Origin of the sequence: Calothrix sp. UHCC 0171 (genome assembly GCF_034931845.1) — a bacterium.
Taxonomy (GTDB): Bacteria; Cyanobacteriota; Cyanobacteriia; order Cyanobacteriales; family Nostocaceae; genus Brunnivagina.
This window is the reverse complement of sequence record NZ_JAYGHN010000026.1, coordinates 29,069-52,756: the sequence shown is the minus strand read 5'-3', so window position 1 is coordinate 52,756 and position 23,688 is coordinate 29,069. Positions and strand designations below refer to the sequence as shown.

At 37.8% G+C, this 23,688-nt stretch carries 19 protein-coding genes and 2 pseudogenes; 9 read left to right on the top strand and 12 right to left on the bottom strand.

Annotated features, from left to right (window positions below):
- Positions 1-5 precede the first annotated feature (5 nt).
- The gene (locus tag VB733_RS18590; protein ID WP_323341549.1) at positions 6-869 is read right to left on the bottom strand and encodes a hypothetical protein; all 864 of its coding nucleotides are present in this window, start codon (positions 867-869) and stop codon (positions 6-8) included.
- A gap of 667 nt (positions 870-1,536) precedes the next feature.
- Positions 1,537-2,850, bottom strand: a complete 1,314-nt coding sequence (locus tag VB733_RS18585) for a site-specific integrase (protein ID WP_323341548.1) — start codon at positions 2,848-2,850, stop codon at positions 1,537-1,539.
- 565 nt (positions 2,851-3,415) lie between these two features.
- Between VB733_RS18585 and nifK the strand changes: the two genes are divergently transcribed.
- From nifK to chrA, 4 genes are all read left to right on the top strand, one after another.
- On the top strand, positions 3,416-4,762 hold the full coding sequence (gene nifK, locus VB733_RS18580) for a nitrogenase molybdenum-iron protein subunit beta (protein ID WP_323341547.1): 1,347 nt from the start codon (positions 3,416-3,418) through the stop codon (positions 4,760-4,762).
- Positions 4,763-5,356: 594 nt separating this feature from the next.
- Complete coding sequence (locus VB733_RS18575) at positions 5,357-6,394, top strand: NADP(H)-dependent aldo-keto reductase (protein WP_323341546.1); 1,038 nt, start codon at positions 5,357-5,359, stop codon at positions 6,392-6,394.
- Between the two features lie 124 nt (positions 6,395-6,518).
- The gene (locus tag VB733_RS18570; protein WP_323341545.1) at positions 6,519-6,950 is read left to right on the top strand and encodes a beta-lactamase hydrolase domain-containing protein; all 432 of its coding nucleotides are present in this window, start codon (positions 6,519-6,521) and stop codon (positions 6,948-6,950) included.
- A 223-nt stretch (positions 6,951-7,173) separates the two neighbouring features.
- On the top strand, positions 7,174-8,382 hold the full coding sequence (gene chrA, locus VB733_RS18565) for a chromate efflux transporter (RefSeq protein ID WP_323341544.1): 1,209 nt from the start codon (positions 7,174-7,176) through the stop codon (positions 8,380-8,382).
- 55 nt (positions 8,383-8,437) lie between these two features.
- On the opposite strand, the gene hisC is transcribed toward chrA, so the two are convergent.
- Together hisC and VB733_RS18555 are read right to left on the bottom strand one after the other, a co-directional pair.
- The gene (hisC, locus tag VB733_RS18560) at positions 8,438-9,490 is read right to left on the bottom strand and encodes a histidinol-phosphate transaminase (RefSeq protein WP_323341543.1); all 1,053 of its coding nucleotides are present in this window, start codon (positions 9,488-9,490) and stop codon (positions 8,438-8,440) included.
- Between the two features lie 616 nt (positions 9,491-10,106).
- The gene (locus VB733_RS18555; protein ID WP_323341542.1) at positions 10,107-10,406 is read right to left on the bottom strand and encodes an RNA-binding protein; all 300 of its coding nucleotides are present in this window, start codon (positions 10,404-10,406) and stop codon (positions 10,107-10,109) included.
- A gap of 593 nt (positions 10,407-10,999) precedes the next feature.
- Here VB733_RS18555 and infC point away from each other — a divergent pair.
- Complete coding sequence (gene infC, locus VB733_RS18550) at positions 11,000-11,467, top strand: translation initiation factor IF-3 (protein WP_323341541.1); 468 nt, start codon at positions 11,000-11,002, stop codon at positions 11,465-11,467.
- A 50-nt stretch (positions 11,468-11,517) separates the two neighbouring features.
- Here the strand turns inward: infC and VB733_RS18545 are convergent, their stop codons facing one another.
- Positions 11,518-11,652, bottom strand: coding sequence for a hypothetical protein (locus VB733_RS18545; RefSeq protein ID WP_323341540.1), 135 nt, complete (start codon positions 11,650-11,652; stop codon positions 11,518-11,520).
- Positions 11,653-11,787: 135 nt separating this feature from the next.
- Here VB733_RS18545 and VB733_RS18540 point away from each other — a divergent pair, with 135 nt between their 5' ends.
- The gene (locus tag VB733_RS18540) at positions 11,788-11,928 is read left to right on the top strand and encodes a hypothetical protein (protein WP_323341539.1); all 141 of its coding nucleotides are present in this window, start codon (positions 11,788-11,790) and stop codon (positions 11,926-11,928) included.
- On the opposite strand, the gene xisF (VB733_RS18535) is transcribed toward VB733_RS18540, so the two are convergent.
- Positions 11,925-13,475, bottom strand: a complete 1,551-nt coding sequence (gene xisF, locus VB733_RS18535; protein WP_323341538.1) for a fdxN element excision recombinase XisF — start codon at positions 13,473-13,475, stop codon at positions 11,925-11,927. The genes VB733_RS18540 and xisF (VB733_RS18535) overlap by 4 nt on opposite strands.
- A 36-nt stretch (positions 13,476-13,511) precedes the next feature.
- Between xisF (VB733_RS18535) and VB733_RS18530 the strand changes: the two are divergent.
- The 3 genes and pseudogenes from VB733_RS18530 to xisF (VB733_RS18520) all read left to right on the top strand — a co-directional run.
- Positions 13,512-13,787, top strand: a pseudogene (locus tag VB733_RS18530) (nitrogenase component 1); the annotation flags it as partial.
- Positions 13,788-14,279: 492 nt separating this feature from the next.
- A pseudogene (locus VB733_RS18525) lies at positions 14,280-14,837 on the top strand (nitrogenase component 1); the annotation flags it as partial.
- Between the two features lie 62 nt (positions 14,838-14,899).
- Positions 14,900-16,306 (top strand): fdxN element excision recombinase XisF, encoded by a 1,407-nt coding sequence (gene xisF / locus VB733_RS18520; RefSeq protein WP_323341537.1) that lies wholly within the window; start codon positions 14,900-14,902, stop codon positions 16,304-16,306.
- 160 nt (positions 16,307-16,466) lie between these two features.
- Here the strand turns inward: xisF (VB733_RS18520) and VB733_RS18515 are convergent, their stop codons facing one another.
- From VB733_RS18515 to VB733_RS18490, 6 genes are all read right to left on the bottom strand, one after another.
- On the bottom strand, positions 16,467-16,616 hold the full coding sequence (locus VB733_RS18515) for a hypothetical protein (protein ID WP_323341536.1): 150 nt from the start codon (positions 16,614-16,616) through the stop codon (positions 16,467-16,469).
- 51 nt (positions 16,617-16,667) lie between these two features.
- Positions 16,668-18,524 carry an ABC transporter ATP-binding protein gene (locus tag VB733_RS18510; RefSeq protein ID WP_323341535.1) on the bottom strand — a complete coding sequence of 619 codons (1,857 nt, stop codon included), beginning with the start codon at positions 18,522-18,524 and terminating at the stop codon, positions 16,668-16,670.
- A 127-nt stretch (positions 18,525-18,651) separates the two neighbouring features.
- Positions 18,652-19,704 carry a glycosyltransferase family 2 protein gene (locus VB733_RS18505; RefSeq protein WP_323341534.1) on the bottom strand — a complete coding sequence of 351 codons (1,053 nt, stop codon included), beginning with the start codon at positions 19,702-19,704 and terminating at the stop codon, positions 18,652-18,654.
- A gap of 103 nt (positions 19,705-19,807) precedes the next feature.
- Positions 19,808-21,016: a glycosyltransferase gene (locus VB733_RS18500; protein WP_323341533.1), complete on the bottom strand. Its 1,209-nt coding sequence runs from the start codon at positions 21,014-21,016 to the stop codon at positions 19,808-19,810.
- Between the two features lie 30 nt (positions 21,017-21,046).
- Positions 21,047-22,231, bottom strand: coding sequence for a glycosyltransferase family protein (locus VB733_RS18495; protein ID WP_323341532.1), 1,185 nt, complete (start codon positions 22,229-22,231; stop codon positions 21,047-21,049).
- Between the two features lie 43 nt (positions 22,232-22,274).
- Positions 22,275-23,525 carry a glycosyltransferase family protein gene (locus tag VB733_RS18490; RefSeq protein ID WP_323341531.1) on the bottom strand — a complete coding sequence of 417 codons (1,251 nt, stop codon included), beginning with the start codon at positions 23,523-23,525 and terminating at the stop codon, positions 22,275-22,277.
- Positions 23,526-23,688: the final 163 nt, after the last annotated feature.

Here is a 23,688-nt window from a genome sequence, read left to right as displayed (position 1 = left end):
TGAAGTTAAGCCAGCCTAGCGATTAATCTCGCGACACAACGCGCTCTTTTCAACCATCTCAAAGGTCTCCTTGTATTATTCCAACAGCTACGAAACTGATTATATATACTTTTAGCTTGTGACCCGGCATTTGCTACACAAGCAGCCAATTTAGTCCATTGTTTTGAGATGGCTAAACGAATGCACGGTACTCCTGCTGCTGCGTATGTAGAAGGTATCAACATATTGTTGACATTTGGCACCATATCAGAAACTTTAGCTACTTTATTCTGTGTATTTTCCTCATTGAGAGATTTGAGGTTTTTTCGAGGTGCATTAAGAACTGGTTTGAACAATGCTGGTTGTTCTCGAATATAAGTTTCTCGTACTGCTGGTTGTAGAGAATCTAGCAACTCTCGCCGTTCTGGAACTGTTAACTTTTGGATGATTGTTCGATCAACTTTGATATTTCCTGCTTTGATTTGGTTATCGAGCGCATTTGCCCTGGCTTCAATTTTTTGTAACCGTGGCTGATTGGCTTTCTCAGCTTTTTCAAATGTATCTAGAGGAGTGATGCTACCCTTCTTGCCTTGCGTCTTTGCTAAAGTCTCGGCATTTTTGAGGGCATCATCCAAACCAGCCTTCATTGCTTCTGCATATGCCAATGCTGCCTGTTCAACTTCTTCAGAGTCTCTAAAAGTAGCTACTTTTGTGTTCTCTACTTTGGCAAATAGGGTTTCAATCTGACTTAATTTAGCTGTTGCATTTCCTAATTGTCTTTGAGTTACTCCTTGTGTGGGAGGTACTTGGGCAAAAGCACTAATACTGACTAGAAAACTACCTAAAACAGCCAAAATCAACCATCTCGATCTATTAAGATTTTTCAACATTCTTCCGTCTCCAAATTTACACTAATTTAGAGTCAGCAGTATTACTTAGTATTCAATATGGCATTACTAAGTCATGGGATAATTTCCTGGGATTTTGAACCTATTTTTTTAAGACTTTTAACCGCAAATTCATCCCGCATTTATGCAACACCCAATATCTACTAATAATTTTCTGAATATATCCTCACCAATAGTCTAAGTAGACTAACGGTGAAGTATACTTGTCTCACGTAGATATGAACACCAAGCACAGAAGCCTTCATTAGCTGGGGTGCGACTAAGTAAACTGAAAGCAACTTTCATTTACACAATGGAATTTAATCAATATCCTCATGAGATAGACATCCTTGCCCATCGGAATGTGTAAATTCAAAGCTTAAGAGCCTACAGTTTATGACACAGAACACACTTAATATTATCTAATCTTATTTCAATTTCTTGGAAATATCGCACTTTTGAAGACAACCAGAAGGCAACATTCAAGTCTAGCTGCTAAATTTATACGTATTATAACTGTTAGTAATTTGCCAAAGACATTATTGTTACATTCGGTCATATTAGACATTTTGTAACAGGTTATTGCATTTATATTTATTTGTCTTCTGAACTCTTCATATATAATTAGTGCTATAACATCAACATCCGATGCAATTGGAGATTTTTTGGCTTAACTCTGCTTATAAAGCAACTCCATTTTCAATTTCTCAATCTCCAACTTCAATCTCTCATTCTCCATTTGCAATTTCCCATTTTCTTCCCTGATTAACTCAACTTCATCTCGCTTACTCAAGGCTTGGTTAATCGCTAACTTCCGCATATCTAAGGAGAACCAACGCTGATATGTTTGGGTATGCACCTGTACACTATGCCCCAAGTTATCTGCCGCAGCCTTAATGGGAATTCCCAAAATATGCGCTCTAATTGCCCATGCATGACGCAAATCGTAGGGTTTAAAATCTAAGCCAATTTTGCGAAACCACCAACTAACTCGCTGTGTTAATGCTGTGATTTCTGCATGTTTATTTTTATCTTTTTTACTAATTGCCACCGCCAACATTTCTAAATACTTGGGATTTCTCAAATCAAATTCTTCAATCCATTGTTTATATAATGGCAATGCTTGTCTTTCTCCTGTCTTACAATCTTTATCTACTTTCCAAGTTAAATCAATATTTTCGGAATTTAACCACCAATCAATATCAGGATTAATAAATAATTCCCTGGGACGCAAACCAAAAACAGCTAACATTCCATAAGTCCAGCGCCAAAGCTGCCAGCTATTTTTGACATCTTCATTAACTTGATTACCTCTGTGATTGAGGTATTCTTCAAACTTGATTATTCCTGCGGATATTTCTGTGTCTGAGGGTATCTTCCGGGAATTATTTTCAGGTATTTTAGAGTATGTAGATAAATCTACTTCAATTTTGAAGGTGACACAAAAAGCAGAGATAGCTCTAGCTGCATTATATCTTGCCCATGCTTTATCGATTTTTGTAATCGAATTGATCAGATTTTCAGCAGTTGCTAAATCTTGAAGATTAGTATATCTTTTGGTACGGGAGAAATAATAAAAGAAAGTATGCTCACTTTTTACTGTACGTTGATGGGTTTTAAAATACTCTTCTTCAAATTTTTCTAATAACTCTCCTATTGTTTTCAAGTTTAATTGAAAATCTTTTTTTATTGCCTCATTCCCTAAATATTTATCGTTCCATTCAAAGGTTTTCCGAGCAATTAATTTACCTAACTCATAAGCTTCTTCCTCAGCAGTTTTTAAACCGTCTAAACTCGCAGGAATATTCAAACTAAGATTATATTGCTTCCTTCCAGTGCCATTGGTATCCTTGTCTCCGGGTTTAATTGGTAACGTTGCTCTTAATTGCAGACTTCCATTTGATTCTCTAATTGTCACCTTTGTCTTTGCAGACTTTAAACGCAGATTTACTTTTTCTACTTCCTGTAATAGTTTTGCTTTCATTTCCGAGACTTCATATACTATCCTTTCTAAAACGCAAACTTGAGATGCTTGATTGATATAATTCCAGAAATCAGGAATAACATAATTCGGAATAATTCATCACGTAATTAATAAGTATTTCTAACTGTGATAAACCACTGTGGTATTAGCCTATATTTAGACTAAAAATAATTATGTTATCTCTAAACAATTTCAAACTTAAAAACGTTAAGTGCTAACATTAAATAGCAGAAAAATATTAAACCTGAAAAGGGATTACTCCGGTCCTTATCATGGTTATGACGGTTTCGCAATCTTCGCTCGCGACATGGATTTGGCACTTAATAGCCCCACCTGGAGCCTAATTGGCGCTCCTTGGAAAAAAGGTGCTGCTAAGAAAGCTGCTTAATTAGTAAAGGATTAGGTTTGTAAGTTAAGAATTAGGAGTGAGGAGTTAAGAGTTAACAGCTAATTTCTTATCTCTAACTCCTAACTCCCCCAACTCCAGGAAAATATTAATTCCTAACTTATAATTCCTAAATCCTCACTTCCCGTTCACCCATTACGCTACACAAGAGATAAAGAAATGCCACAGAATCCGGATAGAATTGTTGACCACTTAGACCTATTTAAGCAGGAAGAATACACCAAACTCTTCAAGAACAAACGTGATAACTTTGAAGGCGCTCACAGTGACGCTGAAGTAGAACGTGTTTCCGAGTGGACAAAATCTTGGGAATACCGCGAAAAGAACTTTGCTCGCGAAGCTTTAACAGTTAACCCTGCTAAAGGTTGTCAACCAGTAGGTGCGATGTTCGCAGCACTGGGTATCGAAGGAACTCTTCCCTTTGTTCAAGGTTCACAAGGTTGTGTTGCTTACTTCCGTACACACCTCAGCCGTCACTACAAAGAGCCTTGCTCTGCGGTTTCTTCTTCGATGACTGAAGATGCTGCTGTATTCGGTGGCTTGAACAACATGATTGAAGGTTTGGAAGTTTCTTACAAACTTTATAAACCCAAAATGATTGCTGTTTGCACCACCTGCATGGCGGAAGTTATAGGAGATGATTTGGGAGCATTTATCACCAACGCTAAAGGTGCTGGTGCAATTCCCCAAGATTTACCTGTTCCTTTTGCTCATACTCCTAGCTTTGTTGGTTCTCATACCACTGGCTACGACAATATGATGAAAGGTATTCTTTCCAACCTCACTGAAGGTAAGAAAGGTAAAGCAAACGGTAAAATTAATGTTATCTCTGGTTTTGATACCTATGTAGGTAACAACCGTGAAGTTAAGCGGATGCTTGGTTTGATGGGTGTTGAACACACCATCGTTTCCGACACCAGCGACTACTTCGATGCACCTAACGATGGCGAATACAAAATGTACCCAGGTGGTACAAAAATTGAAGATGTAGCTGATACCATCAACGGGAAGGCTACTGTTTGTCTTCAAGCTTACACCACCCAAAAAACTCGCGAATATATCGAGAAAACCTGGAAGCAAACAACCAAAGTTGTTCGTCCCTTTGGTGTTAAAGGTACTGACGAGTTCTTGACAACTATTTCGGAATTGACTGGTAAAGCAATCCCTGCTGAGTTGGAAATTGAACGTGGTCGCTTAGTTGACGCGATGACTGACTCCTATGCGTGGATTCACGGTAAGAAGTTCGCTATCTACGGCGATCCTGACCTGATTATCAGTGTCACCAGTTTCTTGTTGGAAATGGGTGCTGAACCTGTTCACATCCTTTGCAACAACGGTGATCAAGAATTTAAGGCTGAAATGGAAGCAATGCTTAAAGCTAGCCCATTCGGTCAAGGTGCTACTGTTTGGATTCAAAAAGACTTGTGGCACTTCCGTAGAGTGATGTGTGTGTTATCAAACCAAATTAAGTTATTTTTCCTTGCCAGATTATTCTGTGCAATTTAGGGCTATGAGATTCTCCAAGGAACGGGAATTTAATAATTTGCAGTTCTAATCTAATTAGAAAAACATTGAAATCTTCAACACTTTGACACGAACCACCATAAGGCGGTCAACATAGCGTAGTATTTTAGTAGGTGCAATAGCAGAATTGCACAAAAAACTAATTAATGCAAGTGTTATATGGAGTAAATTTTATTTTTTTTATTTTATAAAACATATTTGCTTATTAGCAGTAGATAAATAAAATTAAACTATTTACCATTAAATACCATTAACTTATCGATTTACTGTGGTATAGGTGGATAAAGGTTGTCTAAAAAAACAGTTAAATTCGATTGTGACGTACTTTTTAATAGAGTAAGCTAGCGGGCTTGCAATTTCAAGAAAAGTTGATTGCCCTACCTTATTGGACTTCAATTTTTATATGGAAGTCTCAATTTTGGTTAGAAAATTCTTTCGCAAAAAGTAATTATCGAGCTTGCTTACTCTGTGAGTATTGGCTTGCGAAAAAGGGGTTATAAAATTAGAAAACTGCATTAATGCTAGAATTAACTCCAAATACAACTAACAAGTTAAGACAGAAAATAATACAAAATTATGCAATACAATCAACTTGGAGATAGTGACCTCAAAGTTTCGGAAATTTGTTTGGGAACAATGACCTATGGGCATCAAAATACTATCGAAGAAGCTCATCAACAATTAGATTATGCAGTTTCTCAGGGAGTGAATTTTCTTGATGCTGCTGAAATGTATCCAGTTCCACCCCGTGCAGAGACATATGGGTTTACAGAAGCTTATATTGGGGAATGGTTAAAACAGCAACAACGAGATAAATTGATTGTAGCGACAAAAATTGCTGGTCCTGGTCGGCATATGAAGTGGGTACGTGATGGAGTTAATACTATTGATCGTAATAATCTCAAACAGGCAGTGGATGATAGTCTGAAGAGATTACAAACAGACTACATTGACCTATACCAAATTCACTGGCCCGATCGCTACGTTCCTTTGTTTGGAAATGCAATATTTGACCCGAATCAAGAAAGAGAGACAGTTGCGATCGCAGAACAATTATCTGTGTTTGCAGATTTAATCAAGGCAGGTAAGATTCGCTATGTTGGTTTAAGTAATGAAACTCCTTGGGGGATAACTACATTTAGTCATATTTCCCAACAGCTAGGATTACCTAAAGTTGTATCGATTCAAAATGCCTATAATTTATTGAATCGTATGTTTGATTGGGCGTTAGCGGAAGCTTCTTATCGTGAAAATATTGGTTTATTAGCTTATAGTCCTTTGGCATTTGGTTTCTTATCTGGCAAATATTTACATGGGAAACCAGAGAAGACAAGAATTAGTTTGTTTGCAGGATTTGGTCAACGCTACAATAAGCCTAATGTAAATGATGCAGTTGCTGCATATGTAGAAATTGCTCACAAACATAATCTGACACCAGCAAAACTTGCCTTAGCATTTGTACGAAGTCGCTGGTTTGTGAGTAGCACAATTATTGGTGCAACAACTTTAGAACAACTGAAAGAGAATTTGGAAAGTATAGATGTAGTTCTAGATGAAGAGATTTTGGCAGAATTGGATGTAGTTCATACTCGTTATCCTAATCCGGCTCCATAAGATTAGAGATTAAAATTTGAGATTACTATTGTGCTAGTAAATTTACTTCCGAATTCTCTAGTTAATTCTGCTAATTAATTCCAAATGCTAATTTTCACCAAACTAAAAATAAAGCAAGGTAATTATGTCAAACCGCAAAAAGATTAGTAACAATCTGAGTGCAACTGGACAAGTAACAGCAGAACAGTTACAACAAGCTGCTGCTGAGGGCTTCAAATCGGTGTTGAATTTGCGATCGCCTGATGAGCCTGGTTTTATTGCGAATGAACAGCAACAAGCTGCAAATGTCGGATTGGAATATGCTAACATCCCCTTAAAGCCTTCAGAAGCAAATCAGAAAGTAATAGAAGCAGCAATTAAGCAGATTGAGAATTTACCGCAACCTGTTTTAATTCATTGTGCTGCTGGTGCGAGGGCTAGTGGAATCGGTTTAATTGCTTCTGCGATTCAAGAAGGTTTTACTGCTGAAGAAATCACACAAAAAGCAACAGAAATTGGTATTAGTTTAGAACAGCCCCACCTCAAACAATTTCTACTTGAAAAATTTGGTATTTAAATTGGGAGAGAAAAGTTAGGTATCAAGTAAAAATAAGTAGTGCGGGCATCTTGCCCGCGCGAGCAAGATGCTCGCACTACCAACATTAAATTGTTCAATTTATTTTTACACGGCTCCTTAATCCTAAATATCTGCAAATAACGATGTTTTCATTTTGCAAACATCACTTATTATTTAGTCATTAGCGTCGCTGTTACAAATTATTTTAGGTCATCAATCACCCATGCAGAAATCAGTGCCATATCGTTTGGGCGAACTTGCCAAACTCTTTTTAAAATTAGGTTTTATTGGCTTTGGGGGACCAGTTGCCCATATTGCCATGATTGAAGATGAGGTTGTCAAACGCCGTAGGTGGCTGACGCAGGAGCATTTTCTTGATTTATTAGGTGCAACTAACTTAATTCCCGGACCTAATTCTACAGAAATGGCTATTCATGTGGGATATGTTTATGGGGGTTGGCTGGGGTTGATTGTTGCAGGTATCAGTTTTATCTTCCCTGCGGTGCTAATTACAGGTATATTTGCCTGGGTTTATGTCACTTATAGCACTTTGCCACAGTTTGCACCTCTACTTTATGGGATTAAACCAGCAGTTTTTGCAATTATCCTCAATGCTCTTTGGAGTTTGACAAAGAAGGCAGTGAAAACTCGTCAGTTGTTGGTAATTGCCTTTGGGGTGGCGTTACTGGTTTTGGTTTTCAAGCTAAATGAAATAATTGCCCTATTAATTGGGGGATTGTTGGGAATGATTTGGCTGCGTACTGGTAAAACTGGTGAATTGCCAGGTGAGAGCGCAAATTTCTTGATTGCCAGTTTGGGTGCAGGTGCCACTTGGCAAGCAACTACAGCAGTTGCAACTTCAGTTACGACTGCATCAACGGTAAATGTGACCTTGTGGCAATTATGGTGGTTTTTTCTGAAAGTCGGTAGCGTTTTATTTGGTGGTGGTTATTTATTAGTAGCGTTTCTACAAGGGGAATTAGTTGGACAGTATGGTTGGTTGACGCAACAGCAATTATTAGATGCGATCGCAATTGGTCAGTTTACTCCAGGTCCGGTACTTTCCACTGCTACTTTTATTGGCTACGTCATTGCTGGTGTCCCAGGGGCAATTGTGGCGACTGGGGGAATTTTCCTACCATCATTTTTCTTTACTGCAATTCTCAATCCTCTCATTCCTTTTTTACGTTCGTCTAAATGGACCAGTGCATTTTTGGATTCGGTTAATGTTAGTGCTGTTGCTTTGATGGTTGTTGTCACTTTGCAATTGGGAATAGCGACTTTAACTTTAACAAAAGCTCCATTTGTGGATTTTTTAGCTGTGATAATTGCCATTATTTCGGCAGTATTATTAATTCGTTGTCAAGTTAATTCTGCATGGTTGGTTGGCGGAGGAGCTATAATTGGTTTGCTCACTTCTCTGTTTAATTAAATATTCGGTTTGATAAATGTGAAATCATCAATAAATCACATTTATTTCGTTTTTACTAATTCATGAGATTAAATAAAGCTTTAATAAGTAATTGATTTTCTTTATCAGTGCCAATAGTAATGCGTAATTTATCATCTAATCCGGGTTGCTGAAAATAGCGCACCAAAATTCCTTGTTCCTTCAATTTTTGATAGAGATACTCTGCATTTGCTTGCGGAGGTTGCACTAATAAAAAATTTGTCTGAGAATCCCAAACACGAAAACCTAATTGCTGTAAATCTATGCTTAACTTTGTCCGCGATACTTTCACCTTGGCTACACAAGTATTTTTGTATACTTGGTCACTAATTGCCGCTACTCCCACAGCAATGGCGATCGCATCAATGTTATAACTATCTTTGACTTTATATAATCCACTCAGCAAGTTCGGATTGGCAATCCCAAAACCTAAACGCACACCAGCTAAAGAATAACCTTTGGAAAGAGTACGTATTGAGATGACATTTTCAAATTCCTGCACTAAATTCAAAGCATTTTCTTGAGCAAAATCCACATAGGCTTCATCAATGACTAAAACCCCAGATAATTTGCTGGCAAGTTTCCGCAATTCATCGATTGACACTACATGACCGGAAGGGCTATTGGGCGTTGCAATAAATGTGACATCAGCGTTGGTAGCAATTAATTCATCAAGGGGAAACTCATAGTTCTCTCCGTAAGGAATTTCTACCAGTTCCGCAGATTGCATTTGCGTTAAGGTGCTATACAGCACATAGGTTGGTGTCGGATAAGCTACTTTGCGTTCGGGTTCCGTACAGGCGCGCATGACGACATTTAATAATTCATCGCTACCATTACCAACAATAATCCAATCACTAGGAATATCTAAAACCTGACTCGCTGCTTGACGAAAATCCTCTCCATAGGCATTTGGATAGCGTCGCAACCATTCGCTATTAAAGTTTTGCAAGACTGTCAACACCGCAGGCGAGGGAGGATAGGGGTTTTCGTTACTGTTGAGTTTGATAATTTGGCTACCGGGTTTGGGCTGTTCACCAGGGATATAAGCAGACATAGCTGCAATGTTTGTGCGGAAGTAGTCCGTCATTACTCAGTTTTATGAAGGTTATGTATGGAGAGATGATTTTATATCTTTGTATATCTTATATCAGCTTTGTCTAAAATCATTACGATAAAACCGACACAGAGATGGGGAAACAGGGGAATAGGGTAAGTAGCGACTGAGAAGGTTTATTTAACTCATTCTCACCTTAAATTAGAATTAGTCACACTGTCGGCACTTTTTAACCCCTAAAGGGAAAGCTATGCCTATAGAGACGCAATGCGATCGCAATTTATGTATATATCTAAAAATCTATCGATTTACAGATTTTTAGCAAGGTTGCTATCTAATCTTCTTACTAAGACAAGGAAGGGTTAGCAAAGGTAGAGTTAAAAATTCGCCAAATTTAGGTTAAGCTTTTGGTTCTGTCAAAGTTAAAAAATAAATTTTCTAGAGAATTTGGATTAAATAAAGCGCAAAAGCAGGAGAATATTCCCAGTCTAATTGATTTAAATTTATGCTTCTAAATTTGTGTTTTTATTTGTCATCCAAATGTTACATCAAAATGACTCAAGCAAGATTGCATGAGTCATTAAGCGCAAAAATAATTTGCGAATTAACTAGATTAATGAGTTAGCCCGAAAAGCTAAATTTACAAATCTTAGTAGCGGTTATGGAAGCTATTGTTTCCGCGATTACCACCAAACGAACCTCTATCTTCTCTGGGTTTCGCCTTATTTACTTTTAGGTCACGTCCCATCCATTCAGCACCATTGAGGGCATCAATAGCTGCTGTTTCTTCGGCATCTGTACCCATTTCAACGAAACCAAAACCGCGCATACGTCCTGTGTCGCGGTCAGTAGGTAGCTGAACCCGCTTTACAGAGCCATACTCTGCAAATACGGCGTTAAGACTATCTTCTGTAACGTCATAGGAAAGATTGCCTACATAAACTGACATACATTGTCTCCGAAATTATAAATGTGTAGAGATTTAAGTTTCGGAGATAAAGTTTGTAAATACGAAAAACAAAAACCTGTCAATATTAAAAACAAACGCTGCTAACCGAATTAACTCTCGCTTTCCATTATGGCATAACAGATCGCTTTTGGGGAGGAAATTTAAAAAAAAGATGATTTTATTCTCGTTAATCTTTGAGATATCTTGAGGTTAATGTTCGATTGATTCAGGCGCATTACTCTCCTGCTGGAGGTTTTGAAGGATTAAGTAACTGGAAATAGAAAAGGTGTGAAGATATATTTCCCATCAAACCAGAAAAAACGACACAATAATACACATATGGATTGACCTATGCTGCAAGTAGTTAGCTATTAGCCTTTAGCTATTATCCTTTCAGTCTAATCGGTAGGCGCTATAGCGACTTCGGAAATCCAGTTTCTAGTCGTTTTTGGCATATTATTGAACAAATTTCAGAGAGCATTATATTAAGAAATCGTAATTACTTGTTAGTCTTGTGTTAAGTTAGCACTAGTTGCACTCACAAAGTATTGAATAGTTAGGAGGAAATGATTATCGCAATCCACAAGCAATTAATGAACTCACAAATTAAATCACCTCAAGTCTTCTTGATTGACCATGAAAATAATAACCGTGGTTTAATCGACACAAATGAGGCTCTACAACTGGCACAGAGCCTAGAGCTTGACCTAGTCTTAGTTTCCGAAGGTAAGGATGCTCCAGTAGCCAAGATTGTTAACTACGGTAAGCTTCAGTATAAAAAGAAAAAGCGTCAGGGACATAGTGCTAGACCTACGGTAAAGGAAGTTCGGCTGCGTCCGAATGTAGGTGTAGCTGATTATAACTTACGCATCGAACAAGCTATTGGGTGGTTGAGTAAAGGCGATTCCGTAAAATTTGTGATTCGCTTACGGGGTCGAGAACATCAATATCGTGACCAGGCTGGAGAATTGTTACAACGGATTGTCAATGCTCTGGCTCAAGTGGGTAAAGTCCAGTCGTTTGATAAACGCTCATTGGTTGCCCAAGTTGTTCCTGCCTAAATTTATGTAATTCTCAGGAATATTGGAGTCAACCGCAGTAGTGAGAATTACTATCCGCATCGTGTCACCGAAATAATGACGACAAAACCGACGCGGTGATGGGGAGATAGGGAGACGCGGAGAAAATTAATGAAATGATCATTGAGATGAGCCGAACTTGATACGACAAGTATTGAAGCGGACATGGTATTAATAGCGATCGCCCAGAAAAATTGCGATCGCTTTTTTAATCATTAAGAATCATAACAAATCAAATAGCTTGCAGCTAACAGAATATTTTCACTTCCCAGCTATCGTCAAAGAAGCGATATAGATCAACTATGAAAAGTGAAACCCTAGCAGAGTTAGTTGCTCGTACTGTTATTGAGTTTGAAAAACGCGAAGCACAGCTACAACAGGCTTCACAAGTACAACAGCAGCAGAAAAGTCAAGCAAAATGTCATCAGTCTCAAGTTGCTTAATGCAAATGCAGTAATTCAACCGTCGTCACTAGGTTCCCATCTACCACTATTTTCTGAATGCATCCTTGCAATAAAACCCTTTTATCCTCCACAGCTAATCCTTCCCAGTATTTCTGGTTGGAAAATGCCGCCAGAATCCGCTCCTTCGCAATCAGGTACTGTTTGCAAGTATTATTTGTAGTAGCGATCGCATTAGCAATCTGCATTCTCATATCTTCTTTGGCTTTTTCAATTGCTGGATTTGATGGTAGTGCTTCTAGGGTATTTAAAGATGCTCGCAGCGTCTTTACTTCTTGTGGCTCCTCTGTGACGTGAATATCTTGTTCTACTAAGCCAGCTAATCGTTCAGCCTCGCAAACGAGATATTTGATAACTTGTTTTTCTAATTCATCGGAAGCAATCATGCGTCCATTACTGCAAGCACCAGTTCTATAAAAGCTGCATTGATAATGGTGTCTGACAAAATTCTTTTTTTTAACTAATTTTTTGCACTGACGGCTGTAAGCAGCACCGCAATGCTGGCATTTGACTAAGTTCGCAAATGGGTTGGTGTATTTCTGTTCATTTACCCAACGGTTATTTCTATTACCGCGAATCATGGCTTTGATGCGTTCGTGTTCCTCACGGGTAATAATTGCTTCATCTTCGTGAGTTCCCCAGGTAACTTCCCATTCATCGAAAGGTTTACGATGTCCTTTGGGACGAACCACAGTATTATACAGCGTCCCCCCAGCATAAACAGGATTGACCAAAATAGAGCGCAAGCCAGAAACCGACCATTTTAAACTTGTGTGGGGATAACGCAGATTTAACCCACCACTACGGGATTTGTGAATATTCTCTAAGATAATTTCCTCTGCTTCCCCTAACAAATTCACTGTATCATTGCGAGATTTAGGTACAGCATTGGCTTGAATACCGAAAATATCGTGTAGTTTCCGCACAGTTTGTGATACCGTACCTACCTTTAAAAAGGTGTCAAATACAAATCGCATTAATTGCGATCGCGTCATTTCAATTTTATCTGCAATCAAGCAAATACAGGGGCGATCGTCACGTTTATATTTGTCATTTTCCACCACATACCCTAATGGTGCATTCCAATGGGGTTTTTTGTTGGCTTTGCGAGCGTCGCGCTCTTTTTTGACTCGCATTCCTAACATTTTGACTTCATATTTAGATGCTGCCAATCTCACATCAATGGTGAGTTCACCGCCAATACTTGATAGATCAAATGGTTCATCAAGTGCGATCGGTTGTATGCCTTTTTTTTTCAATGCATCCATTAACCGATAAAAGGTCATTGATGAAGAAGTTAAACGGTCAATGCGAATAAATAATAACTTGGATACTTTTTCAGGTAGTGATATGTTGATATCTTCAATTAACTGTAACAGCCCTTTACGCTTATCACTGGTACGACTTTCCACATCGTAATATATTTTTGTGGCTCCAGCACTTCGCAAGCGACGCATCTGCTTAATTAGCGCTCCTTCATCATCCGCCTGCTCATCTGTACTCACGCGAGCATATCCCCAAACGTCCATATATCAGACCTGACAGCAATATTTTTCATTTTACCTGATAGTCAGCGCATTGGAAGCTTATTGTTTACCGAGCCTGTTGACTTCTTCATTGGTAACTCCTACGGTAAATACTTGTGGCGCGATACCAAGATTCCTATGGTTCGCATTGGTTATCCTCTGTTCGATCGCCATCACTTACACCGCTATGCTACTCTTGGCTACCAAGGTGGTTTAAATCTTCTCAACTGGGTTGTTAATACACTACTTGATGAAATGGATCGCAACAGCAATATCACTGGTGTAACTGACATCTCCTTCGACTTAATTCGCTAGGAATTAATCACTCGCGGCGTGCCAACAAAGGAAAAGGAAAAGGATAAATGATGAAGATTGAAGAATAAAGCATGAAGGAAAATAAATAAAATACCTCATCTTTTATTCTTCATCTTTCTAGTTTTTCTAACTTTCCTTTCCTTTTTCTTATTAGTGATGATTTATTAGTTATTAGTTAATACTGAAAAGTCATAAATAATAGTTAATAATTAAGCATTGAGCCGGAATCAAAGATAAAACTCCCAAGAGCGTAGCACAATTTCCCAGGAAGAATTACATAATCTTTTTGTTGATTAGTTTTGATTTTGACCACATCTTAGGAGTTTAGAATTATTATTGATTATTGGGAATTAAAAATTTGGAGTTAAAAATTTGAAATTAAAAATTAGATATTACATATTACCAATTACATCAGCATCAGTCTTCCCATAGGGGAATAGCAGCATGATTACGAAATTACACTATTAAACTATCTCATCCAGCACCAGAACTATGAAAATTACCCAAGCAAAAATCAACGAACTTTTGACTGAACCAGGATGCGAACATAATAGTCAAAAAGATAGCCAGAAAAAGAAAGTATGTAGCCAACAAGCACAACCAGGAGCAGCCCAAGGAGGTTGTGCATTTGATGGTGCAATGATTGCTCTTGTACCAATTACTGATGCTGCTCACTTAGTACACGGACCCATCGCTTGCGCTGGTAACTCCTGGGGTAGTCGCGGTAGTCTATCGTCGGGTCCCACGCTTTATAAAATGGGCTTTACAACAGACTTAAGCGAAAATGATGTTATCTTCGGCGGAGAAAAAAAGCTCTATAAAGCTATCTTGGATATCCATAAGCGCTACAACCCCGCAGCGATATTCGTATACTCGACCTGTGTTACAGCGCTCATCGGCGAAGATATGGATGCGGTATGCCAAGCGGCAGCAAAGAAAATTAACACTCCCGTTGTGCCAGTTAATGCTGCTGGCTTCGTAGGTAGTAAAAATCTTGGTAATCGTATTGGTGGCGAAGCTTTACTGGAATATGTTGTTGGGACTGGTGAACTTAAACAACTACACTCACACCTTTTATGATATAATTTAGGAACTGATTTGCACATATTTCCATGAGAGTTTACGGTTATGCCCGTGTTAGCACCCAAGAACAAGCGGAGGAATTTGACGCACTCAATCAGCAAATAGCGAGATTAAAAGCTGCGGGTGCAACGGAAGTATTGATCGATATTGAATCAGGGCGTAGCGATGCCAGAAAGCAGTTTAATGAGCTGCTGAAATTGGTGCAGCAAAATCAAGTTGACGAAGTTATCATAACTCGTATTGATCGCTTGGGTAGGAGTGTGATTACTATCCATAAGGCGATCGACATTTTTGTCAAACAGAATGTGAATCTCCGCGTACTAGATGCACCAGTCGATCCTAATAGCCCCTTTGGCTGGTTTAGTATCAACCAAATGTCAGGACTGGCGGAGTTTGAATCAAGGCTATTATCTCAACGGGTGAAACAAGGCAACGAGTATTTTCGCCAGCAATTAAAGTATTGCGTGCCGCCATTTGGCTATGCTAAAGATGAAAATCATCGGCTCACCCCAAATCGAAATATTCACGAAAAATCTGGGAAAACCTACTTTGAGCTAGCAAAAATTATCATTGATTTAACTTTGGAATTGCGATCGCTTCAGGATGTGTGCAACTATATTTACACTGAGTATGAAGTAGTATTTACGGTTGCAGGTTTGCGAGATTGGGTGAAAAACCTGGTACTGCAAGGGCATACAGCATATTTCGTCAAAAAGAAAAAAGGTATTAATCGCGAACCAATCATCAATTTCCACACCCACGAAGCCTTAATTACCCCAGCGACAGTAGAGGCAATCCAAGCTAAATTATCAGCAAATAGGAAATACCGCAGTTCCGCAACATCAACCCGTGGTGACTATCCCCTGGCAGGCTTAATTAGATGCACCCATTGTCAGGGAAGTATGTATCGTAACTTTTCCCGCCACAAAACCAGAACTGAGTATATGCGCTGCGTCAATTACAATAAACTGGGAAAGTATCACTGCGAAAATTCCAAATGCACCCGACTGCGGCAAATAATTTCAAAAACGATCGCCGAGTTGTGTGAAAATGCCCCAAAATTAATTGAGTATCTCGAAAGTCAGTCGGAAACAACACAAGTCGTTAGCACTCAAGAAATCGAAAAATTAAGCAACGAATTGTCTGTTCTCCGGGCACTTCGCAGTTCCAACCCTGATATAATTCAAGCGATCGCCAAAATTGAAGCAACGATTAACAGCCGATCAATACCTGTTAAAATGATTGAGCGAGACACCTTTGAAAATGCCCAAAGGAAAATTGCGATCGCTTCTCAAGCAACATTTTGGGAATCATTAGATGATTCAGAATTGCGAGTAACATTAGCTGAGTTTGTCGAGAAAGTTGAGGTGGATTCAGAAGGTGCTGTAACCCCTAGCTTTAAATTGCCATTAACTCTATCCTCAATGCGTCCATAGGTTTTGATGAATTCCTCAGGAGACATATCCCCAACTTGTAAGTTTCCATAATATTTTTCATAGGCTTCAAGTAACCTGTCATTAAGCATCTTTAGCACTTTTTGAGAATGTAGGGAAGTCATAAAACATTCTGTAGCGATGCTTTTAGGTTATTTGTTAGCTAAAATTTTTCTGTTAGCAGCAAACGAATACTAAAATACCAAATTTCTCCCCATCTCCGCGTCTCCCCATCTCCCATCTCCCCATCTCCGCGTCTCCCCATCTCCCCATCTCCCCATCTCCCCATCTCCCCATCTCCCCATCTCCCCATCTCCCCATCTCCGCGTCAATCTTAATGATAAGTATTCAACCGCGCACAATATCACACCTGAATTGAGAAAGAATCAGGCTTTCCATCATTTCTACCGATTGCAGATTGTAAAGCGTACATGGCAGCATATCTACTACCCGAACGGATTAATTGTTCATGAGTACCTTGTTCTAGAATTTCTCCAGATTCAATATAAACAATCAAATCTGCATTTTGTATTGCTTTGAGGTTATGAGAGACAATAAAAGTCGTACATCTCTGCGTTAATCTATCTAAGGCTTCATTGACTATGTGTTCATTTTCCTGATCTAAACCTGTGGTTGGTTCATCTAAAATTATGATAGGCGATTGACGAATTGCAGCACGCGCGATCGCAATTCTTTGTCTTTGTCCTCCCGAAAGGGTTGCTCCCCGTTCCCCTAAAATTGTGTCATAACCTTGGGGTAATTGCATAATAAAATCATGGGCATTCGCTAATTTTGCTGCTTCTTCAACTGCTTGATTGGATGCATGTAGATTACCGTAGGAAATGTTGTCTCTAACACTTACTGCGAATAACACGCTTTCCTGTAAAACTACGCTGATTTGCCGACGTAATGATTGTAATTTATACTCACGCAAATCCTGTCCATCAATGAAAATCCCTCCGCTTGTGGGGTCGTAGAGTCGCAGCAATAAGCTTGTCAGAGTTGACTTTCCACCCCCAGAAGCCCCCACCAAAGCTACGCGCTGACCAGGTAAAACTGTGAAATTAATGTTTTTTAATATACTTGTATCCCGATTGTAACCAAAGCTAACATTTTTAAATTCAATATAGCCGCGAAAACACGGAGCTTCCCTAGACCAACGGGTATCCTGAATATCGGGAACTGTATCTAATATATCAAGAATGCGATCGCCTGATGCGGTGGCTTTGGCAATTTGCCCCACATATTTTGCCAGTAAGCGCATGGGTTTAAAAGCAATGCGGAAATAATTTACAAATACCAGCAAATCACCGGGGGTAATATGATTGCCCATGACTAAATACACGCCTCGCCATAATACCAGAGCCGTGGAAACTCCCACTAAAAGTTCCACCATTCTTTCCATTCCTGCGGCAAGTTTTTGTGCATTTGTACTTTCTTGGAAACTTCGACGATTTTGGCTGGCAAAGGTATTTTCTAACATCGACTGAAGAGACAGCGCTTGGACAACCTTAATCGCACCAATCGATTCTGCTGTCACATCTGCTAATAATCCTTCTCTTTGACGTTGAGATTTGACGATACCACGAATTTTTTTTGTTAAGCGTGCTGTCGCCAACACAAATATTGGAAATATCGCCAAAGCAAAAATTGCTAATTCCCAATGTACCCAAAACATGACAATAATCATGCCAAAAATTGTGCAAGAATTAGCAATTAATGGTAATAGAGACATCACTGTCACTTCTCGTAGTTTGGAAATATCTGAAGTGACACGAGTAATTAAATCACCACTTTTAACTCGATGATGAAAGGAGAGAGAAAGATTTTGAATATGGCTATACAGTTCTGCCCTAATTTCTGTTAAGATATTGCTTGCAGCTAGTGACATGCCATAGATACTAAAGTAAGCTGCAAAAGCACGTAAGGCTGTTATTATTATTAGTGCGATCGCAAAAATAGCAACTAAGGTAAATGCATCTAATCCTTGAAATAAAGGAAACTCTGAGATTTTATCTTTAAAATTGGGGACAAGAATATAATCAAAAATAAATTTGAGTGGCCAAGGTTCTAGAAGATGAAGAAATATCTCTACTACTAAAGCAATAAAAGATGTAATTAGTAACTTATTTTGCTGCTGAATTTGCGATGAGAAACGCTGCCAAATTCTCACCATTACAGGCAAAGCATTTTTAATACTTTTAGATTTTTTCTGTGCCATTGTCCAGTTGTATATAAACCAATACAGTTCAGTTAAGAATATAAATCAATAGCCTCTTCCCCTAGTAGAGAAGAGGTTGAGTTTAGCTTCCATGAAACTCACATTAATCTCAATATCTATCGACTATCTATCGACTAGAAAGTAATTCCTGTTGTCGAGTATTAGTTTCAGAGAAAGATTGATAATTGTGCGGTAAACTTTTCACATAATTATCTGTGATAACTTTATTAATTTTCCTTTCCACATTAATCGCCCATTTTTGTAACCACAATGGATTCCAACCAAAGGTAATATAACTCAGAAAAGGCATCAAAAACCCTTTGTGTCGTCGATGTCCCATCCGTTGGTAACGTTTCTCAAAATATCTATCTTTGGCAGCAAGATTCCACTTTTTTGCAAAATGTTCTAAGCTAGCAACTTCCCAAGCATTACTCCAACGCACCATAAAAAACGCTAATTCTGATAATTCCCATTTTAAGCCAGGTACATAGGTGACAACAGAAGCAGGTTCACAATAAAAACTACCACCAGTATTATTTACAGTCATGCAGAAATCTATATGTTCACGAGTGCTAAGTAATCCTTCATCTAACAAACCAATTTTTTGGAAAATATCAGTTTTCACTAACATACAATGGAACTCTGCAAATTCACATTTTTGACGCTGTAATTCCCCTTGAATTTCTGCCACTCGACGGTTGACTAAGTAATGCTTCTCATGAACTTTACGCTTAATTCTCCCATCATCTTTGACATGTTCGATAATATGAGCTTCTCCACCTGCTAAATGTACAACTTCACCAAAATTTTTACCAATACAAGTCAAAGGACAAACTACAGTTGCATTTGTTTCTTCTGCACAACCCAACAAAGACTCTAACCAATTTGAACTCACCAAAACATCGTTATCTATAAATAGCAGATATTCTGTATCTACATGGGGAATAGCTAAATTACGTGCTTGATTGGGAGATAAATAATAATCTCTACGAATCAATTGAAATTTTCTCTCCTGAGATTTTTCCTCTAAATATCTTTGAATCTTTCGAGGAGAATTTGCATCTACATAAATCAATTTGAAAGGTACTGTCGTATGTTCATAAATACTTTCCAGAGATTCCCGACTAAAACTAAAACGTTCCCGTTGAGATACAACAATAGTCACTTGTGGTTTCTTCATGATTAACACGTCTCTATGTCTTTATTTTTATATCTTTGCTTGTATCTTTGTAAGTCTTTGCGTGAGATTAATTTCTACCCTTAACTAGTAGCAACAACAAAAATCACATAACATTTAACTTCGGTGTCACCAACAAATCTGACGACTGCAAGACATGTTGATAAATACTCAACCAATTACCCTGTTCAATAGCTGGTGTCAGTTGCTGACGTACTTTTTCCTGTGCTGCAACACCAAATTTTTGCCGCAATTCTGGTTTATCAGCCAAATATTTCAAAGCAGCAGCTAACTCTGTACTACTGCCGGGATTTACCAGCAAACCATTAATATTATCCTCAATTATTTCCCCAATCGCATCTACATTTGTTCCAACAATTGCACAACCTGCTAACATTGCTTCCAGTAAAGCATTAGGACAACCATCTGTTAATGAAGGTATTGTAAAAATATCTAAATGTGGTAAATAAGCCAGGGCTTCTTCTCTACTTACAATCCCCGTAATCCGCAGTTTATTCCCTAGGGCACATTGCTGTAATTCATGTTCCCAATATAGCTTTTCTTTATCCACAAAGTCACCAATTAATAGTAAATGAATATCAATTTTCTGACTTAGTTTTGTACAAGCATCTAAAAGAAACTCAATACCCTTTTTATCACGGAATCTACCTGTAGTTCCAATAATCAGACCAGATAATTCATCGATTAACGCTGGTTTAGGAAGACTTGTAAAATCAATTGGGACGATTGAATTCCAGAAAGTAGAGGATTTTGATTTGATGCTAGAAACAAGGACATGAGCGCGTTTTTGTAAATCTTGACTCACAAAAGTTGTCCAAGCCGAATTTTCTAAAATCCAAGCAATTTGACCATAGTTTTTGGGATTAAATATGTGTTTATGAAGGTCTGAACCACGCACGCTGTTAATTACTGGAATATCATTTTCTTTAGCTAACATTGTAGTTACATAACCAGTTTCCACCAAAAAAAAGGCATGAAACAAGTCAAATTTATAGTTTTGATGGAGACATTTTAACTGAAAATAAACATCAGCTAAAAAATCTGTCACTTCTGTTACGCCGTCGCGGGATGCTGATTTAATTCTATGTACAAATATGTTGTCTTGTATGGATGTTTTGCAACTAGCGCGACGATAAGTATTTTTCTCAACTAAACGTTGTTTAGAACGAAAAACAGCAACGTGGACTTCATAACCACTATTGGTAAGCATTTTCGCAATGCGGTTAACCGATTCACCTACTCCACCAACGTCGGGGGGGTATTCTAATGTTGTGATACAGATTCTTTTATTCATGGTTTGATTTATTTTCAACGTAGAGTGGAATTAAACAGCTTGTGTTTGATAAGTAAGTTTTTTCAAAAGAGAGGCAGTAGCTTCTACACCTTTAAAGTCGAATTTAACAGTTTGATTTTGAGTCTTTAAATAATCAATAATTTTAGTGGCAAATATTTTATGTTGTAATTCATGGGGCTGAATCATTTTCACTATACCCAATTTATCTAACTTTTCTGCACGCATTTTTTGTTCTTGATCATCATTTCCTGTAAAGGCTAATATCATGGCTTTTACACCTGTTGTCATAATATTAAGAGTTGTATTATAACCCGACATGCTGATAGACAAGTCGGCTTTTTGCATGTAGTTGAGTAAATTAGGGGTATAGCGGCTAATTTTAATATTATTAGCATTAGCTACTAGTTTCTGCCAGTGATGTAATTTTTCTGCTGGGATAAATGGACCAGTAAATACTTGAATATGATGAGGAATTTGTTGTTTAAGGATGGGAGCAGTTTCTATGATACAGTCAATTAACTCATGCCCAAATCTACCACCACCAATACTAACTAATATTAGTGGTTTTTCTGATTCAATCAGAATTTTATCTTCGGGAGCTAAAACTAGATTTTCTGGTTGTTCCTGAACTACAAATCCTGTATATTTAATTTCGCATTTAATATCTGGTAGGCGAGTAAATGTTTCTGCTAAAGAGTAAAAATTGGGGTCTCCATGAATCAGCAATAAATCAAAATATTGATTCATGAGATTACAAACTTTTTCTTCATATTTGAGACGATTAGCCTTCGTGACGACGATATCGCGTAAACTCGATACTATTTTCACTGGTTTCTGACTCGCTTTTATCCGTTCAAGTAAGGGAATTAATTCAAATGAAAACTTTCCTCTACCAAAAGGGAATAGTTCAATCATGAAAATATCCGGTTGAAGTTTATCGAATATTTCTAAAAGCTGATTTTTGCGAATTTCTTGAACTTCTGCCAAAGTGAATGATGTATCAACTACTTGTAAGGTTTTGAATTCAGAGTCGGTTTTAATTGCTGGTAGGTTAATTACTTCAACACCAGCAGGGAATGGAAACTCTTTGATAATTTCTCCACCATTAATAAAACATATTTGAAATTCTGGTAGTAAACCCCGTACAATTTCCATACTGCGGACTAAGTGTCCCATTCCTAAGATATGCTGACAGTAGAACATGATTTTTTTCATAGCCTTTCCCTAGTAATTAAAGGACAATAAAAGATAATTGATATTATTCAGGAGTTAATACTGTTTTTAATGAACAACAATTATTTGATTGATAATAGAGAAGTTGTGATTTATTTGACATAACTATATCAGCTAATAGATTTCTAATTTGGCGGGTAATACGAGATAAGCCATCTAAATCAATGTTGTGGGTTGTATGTGGTTTTGCTAATATATATGTTAATTGAGAAATTAAATTTTTTGGTGTGAGATTATGAGGATGTATTGTTTGGAATGAAGTTTTTTGCTGCATCCTCAGAGAACGGATTAATTGTTCTTGAGAGGGTTGAAAACGTGGTACAATCACAGCCGGTTTTCCCGCAGATAGAATCTCACAAATAGTATTATAACCACCCATTGACACTACTGCATCGGCTGCTTCAATATAACTCATTAAGTCATCAGTAAATTCTCCCATTTGTACTTGATAATTAGATTTAGCAGCTTGTTCAAGTGCTTGTTTATCTGCTATTGGCATTTCGGGACCACAAATTATTACACTTTTAATTTTTTCTGACTTTGGTAATATTTTTAGCCCTTGTAGATAGTTGTTAATTAACTGATAACCGTCTTCTCCACCACCAGGAGTGACTAAAATTAATTTTTCATCTAATTCTATTTGTAATTCTTGACGAATAATTCTTTTATTTTTCTGACCTGATGGACGACGAAGATAACCACAAAATCTTACTTTATCTGTTATTTTTTGAGGTAGTTGATATTCTTGACTAAAGTCAAATATATCAGGTGTCCCAACAACTAGTATTAAGTGATAATATTTCTCTAAAGCTTCATAATAACTATTTTTCTTCCATTCATGGATAGTTTTTTCAGGAGTATCAAGAATGTCACGGAATAGTAAAACTAGCTTAGTTTTTGGTAAGTTTTTGTGTAAATAACGAACCGTCCTGACTAGCTCATTTTTAATTCCATAAGCCTTTTTATCTACCAAAAATAAATCTGGTTGGAAATGAATTGCTGCGGATAAAATGATATGCGATCGCAATCTAATTGTATCCTCAATATTTATCCCTAAATACTTGGCTGTGACTTCTCCTGTTTCTCCTCTATTTAAACAGGGAAGTTTAATATAATCTATTCCCTTGGGTAAGCGAAATCCTTGTAACATCGGTGAACCAGATAGCAATAAAATTGAAAGTCCAGGAATTTCCTTCAGTAAATGTTCGCAAATGACTAACATTCTCCGAATGTTGCCAAGACCGAATGTGTCGTGAGAATATACCATCAGCCTCATAATTGACAGCCTCAATTTTATTGTGGATTTTCGCTTCTGTGTTCAAGTTGTTCATGCAAAATCTATCGGAAATATCTTTCTAAATCTCTCCTAGGAAGATAAGAACTTGGGAATGGTTAAATTATATACATAGAGAATCGAGTAAAATTTCGAGAATATATCC